The following is a 4,260-nucleotide window of genomic DNA, read 5'->3' as shown; positions in this document are numbered from 1 at the left end:
AGCTGATCTTTTTTGTCCGAACAGCGTTCGGATTAATTTTACAATCTACCATTTGTATAATATATTTTTATACAGATTTTTAACGTAAACACTGATATATCAGCGATTGATAACTGTCACGGTTGGCGTTAATATAAGCTAAACGTTAGTTGATGTCGACCGGTTCATCGGAAAAACAACCGAACTGCGGTTGCTTAATCCAGCAGATAATGAGGTGGTCAACTAACGAATTACTTATAATAGAAATCGTGGAGCTCAACAATGAAAAAATTAAACTTACAATTTATCTTAGTGATGATGGCCTTATTACTCGGTTTAGGTATTAGCAATCAAGCCCAAGCCTCACCGGGGACTCCATATGGGAGTTAACGGTGGCATCAAGCTAAGGTGACTTATGTCATTCAAACCAAGTCGACATACTACCGGAAAGTTTATAAGCAAGCTATCAAAACTTGGAATGCGACTGGGAAATTCAAATTTGTGGCGGGATCGTCAAAACATCATCAAGTCGTTTTGACGACGAGCACCAATACTAGTCAACGTGGTGGGGAAGTTGCTGGAAACACCACGAGTTACAGTAATCGGGCCGGCTACTATACGAGTGCCAAAGTTAAGTTATTAACGAAGAATTTACAACGCAACCACTATTCCGAAACGCAACGGTGTAAAGTGGCGGAACATGAATTGGGACATGTGATCGGCTTGAATCATAGCACCAATAGTCACAGTGTGATGTTATCGACTAACCGTTATAATGGCATCACTAAAGCCGACAAAAATGCGGTCCATCAACGTTATACAACCAAAGTTGGCAAGGGCACGTTAAATTAAAGTGAAAAAATCGTTCAGCACTAGTTGCTGGCGTTTTTTTTTGCTTTTTTAGTTAGTTGGTGTGGTTGAGAATCAGCCGGTCCAATTACCGCGTGATTTCCACGAGCAGGGCCGTTTTCCGACTGGCTGGGAATTAGTTGAACCCGCAAAAGATGAGATAACGCATAATCAGTTGCTCACGATTAGTTGCGCTCGGCACCTAAAAAGTTCGGTATAATAATGATAAACAAACACTATATATTGAAAGTGATACGTTTGATATGCAAGATACGGTATAAGGAGCGAATGCAAAGTGACGGATTTTAAAACAACTGGGATGGCGGCACTAAGTCAGGTGATTGATCCGGAGTTAGGGGTCGATATTGTCAGTTTAGGTCTAATCTATGATGTGACCAACGATGCGCAAGGACATTGTGTCGTGACAATGACGTTAACGATGATGGGGTGTCCGCTGACAGATATTTTGTCTAACCGCATTGTGACTACGATGAAAGCAGTCGCAGGGGTTGAAGACGTGGCCATTAATTTAGTTTGGTCACCAGCTTGGTCGATTGCGCGAATGTCGCGCGAAGCACGGGTCATGCTAGGCGTTTAGTTGATTCGGTCGAACAGATTAATTTACAAATTGCGTTAAATTATTATACTGAGTAAATTAACGGCAATTTGGAGATGAGCGATTTGGCAACAATTGAAACGAAACGTTTGATTTTACGGCCGATGCAGGCGACTGATCATGATGCGTTACAAGCGATGATTTTTGACCCGGAAGTGGTGGCCTATTTGCGGTATCGCCGTCTGAGTACCCCTGCGGCATTTAATGAGGCGTTTGAAAATCATTTTTTAGCGGATACTACGACGGTTTTTGGCATTGAAACTAAAGCTGACCATCAGCTAATCGGGTTTTATGAGTTTCATCCCGAAGCGACGACCGGTATCTTGACCTATGCAATCACGCCCGCAGCTTGGGGACATGGCTATGTGGCCGAAGCTGGCCGAGCGCTGATGGCGTATGGTTTTAACGACTTACGACTCGACGTTTTAGAAGCGCATTATGCGAGTGCTAATCCGAATTCTGGTCGCGTGATGGCGAAGATGGGGATGCATGATGACGGCGAAATGGAAACTTTTAAGCTCGACTCCGGCGAAAAAATTCACGTGATGCGCTACGTTTTAACGAAAAATGATTGGTTAACTGAAATTAGTGCTTGACCTAAAACCGGTTCCATGAATTAACATAACCGTGTTGAGCAAGTTAATGACTTGTGAGCTAAACACGCTAACCAAATGAAATTCACCATTCCTTCAGTCAGTGTGGTGAATTTTTTTTCGTGATTTTCTGAAAACGGGGTAGTGACGACCGCGGAACTAGTGTAACCTAGAAGTAATCGTTTATTTTAAGATTAATTTTTGTTATACATAAAGTGGAGGAATTTTTTTGTCAAAACGTGTAGTCATCATTGTGACGATTGCCTTGTTACTATCTAATGCGATGAATGGGTTGGATAGTACGATTATTAGTACCGCGTTACCCGCAATTATTAGTGATTTGCATGGGATTCAACTCATGGGCTGGATTGTCGCCGTCTTCTTATTAGGTGGTGCGGTCACCACACCGTTGTGGAGCAAACTTGGTGAACGTATTGGGAACAAACAGGCTTATCAGATTTCAACCACGATTTTTGTGGTGGGGGCATTGCTGGAAGGCTTAGCGCCCAATATTTATTTCTTAATCATTGCCCGCACGATTATGGGGATTGGGAGCGGTGGGATGACCGCCATTCCTTATATTATTTATGCCGAGATTTATCAAGACCCGGTAAAACGGGGCAAAGTCTTCGGCTATGTTACTGCGAGCTTTAGTACCGCCGCAATTATTGGCCCGCTCGTTGGGGGCTTCATTGTGGATAATTTTGGTTGGCATTGGGTCTTTTATATTAATGTGCCGATTGGGTTGGCGTCGATTGCGATTATTCAATGGTTGTATCGGGCGCCGAAAATCAAAGCCACGGCTTCGCCAGTCGATTATTTAGGGGCGGCCTTATTAACGACCGGTCTAGTCAGTCTATTGGTCGGCATCGAAATGATTGGTAAGTTGCCAGTTATCGCGATTATTTTCATTTTATTACTATCATTAGCATTATTGACCGGCTTATTATTTGCGGAACAACATGCCGTCGATCCGATTATTCCGAGTCGTTTATTTAAAAATCGTTACTTAGTGGCTGCATTTGTCATGTTCTTTTTGATTTATGGGTTCTTCGTGGGCTTCAACGTCTATGTTCCCATGTGGGCGCAAGGCTTACTCGGAACGACCGCGGTTATCGGCGGGGTCACCCAGATTCCTGGTTCCATCACGAACTTTTTAGGCGCGCAATGGAGCTCGAATTTGGAACGAAAATGGTCAACGCGAACCGTGGTCATGATTGGTTTTAGTGGGATGCTGATTGCATGTGCGTTATTGGCATTGGCGGGGGCCCACACGAGTTACTGGCTACTATTATTAGCCGGGGCCTTTCAAGGTTGCGGGATTGGGATTTGTTTTACGGTCTTACAAGTCAGCGTCCAACAACAAGCCCAACACCGCGATGTGCCGATTGCGACGTCGTTTAGTTTGCTAGTCCGGATGCTTGGTCAAACCTTTATGTCGTCCATTTATAGTGTGGTCTTGAATCAATCGTTGACGCAAGGGGTCAGCCAATCACATGGTAAAATTACGATGGACATGATGAACTCGCTTAGCGACGCGACTAGCGCTAAAAGTTTGCCCGCTCACTTGTTGCCCGCGATGCGTCAAATTCTCCATTTAGGGTTGCATCATATTATGGGACTAGCGCTCATCTTGTTAGTGGTCGGTTTAGCCGTCAACGTCTTCGCTTTTCGTCAACCACGGTCACATGTCCACTGGACGTTCCATCTACCAAGTTTAATGCATCACGCTAGTTAAGCTCGGGGTTTTGGTGAATGTGGAATTGCCGCAATCGGCTGACTTTCAAAACAACATTAAGTATAGGAAATTGTGGCTGAATATTTTCGATGACAGTTAGTCTAATCAAAAATAGCCATTGATAATCGACTTTAAGAAAGCCCCTTCAAAGACTTACGCCACTTTCACAGCGACTTCCATTGCTGCTGATGCCCGACTGAAGGGGGCTTGCCACAAGCGTGGGAGAACCGCAAAGTAGTGATTAATTGGTCGATCAGTGACTTGGTTGTCTCAGTTATGCTGTTTGCGGTTGCTTCGATTCTAGGAACATTTTTCAAGGTTGTACCATTCTGTATAACTGCTGGTGAAGCTCGTTAACTGTCGATTCACAAATGCATGGAAAGCTCCATGCTCGTTAGTCGCTTTAGTTGTTGCTAAGGCGGCTTTTGTTTTATGGTAGATTGCAAATTTAATCCGAATTTTTGGACAAATTGTTCAGCATAACC

3 protein-coding genes and 1 pseudogene are annotated in these 4,260 nt (G+C 43.9%); all 4 read left to right on the top strand.

Annotated features, from left to right (window positions below):
* Nucleotides 1-381: 381 nt before the first annotated feature.
* Nucleotides 382-831 (top strand): annotated as a pseudogene (locus DY78_RS11045) (matrixin family metalloprotease); the annotation flags it as partial.
* A gap of 316 nt (nt 832-1,147) precedes the next feature.
* The gene (locus DY78_RS11040; RefSeq protein WP_051385238.1) at nt 1,148-1,426 is read left to right on the top strand and encodes a metal-sulfur cluster assembly factor; all 279 of its coding nucleotides are present in this window, start codon (nt 1,148-1,150) and stop codon (nt 1,424-1,426) included.
* An 83-nt stretch (nt 1,427-1,509) separates the two neighbouring features.
* Entirely contained in the window at nt 1,510-2,040 is a 531-nt protein-coding gene (locus DY78_RS11035; protein WP_024625269.1) for a GNAT family N-acetyltransferase, read from the top strand.
* A gap of 226 nt (nt 2,041-2,266) precedes the next feature.
* Nucleotides 2,267-3,775, top strand: coding sequence for an MFS transporter (locus tag DY78_RS11030; protein WP_024625268.1), 1,509 nt, complete (start codon nt 2,267-2,269; stop codon nt 3,773-3,775).
* Nucleotides 3,776-4,260: the final 485 nt, after the last annotated feature.

This window comes from Lactiplantibacillus fabifermentans DSM 21115, from assembly GCF_000498955.2.
Lineage (GTDB): Bacteria > Bacillota > Bacilli > Lactobacillales > Lactobacillaceae > Lactiplantibacillus > Lactiplantibacillus fabifermentans.
The sequence above is the reverse complement of the archived record's forward strand: the minus strand, read 5'-3'. Positions and strand labels throughout refer to the sequence as shown.

Coding starts and splice junctions, on each gene's coding strand:
- DY78_RS11040 (WP_051385238.1), top strand. CDS start 1,148: ATGGCGGCACTAAGTCAGGTGATTGATCCGGAGTTAGGGGTCGATATT.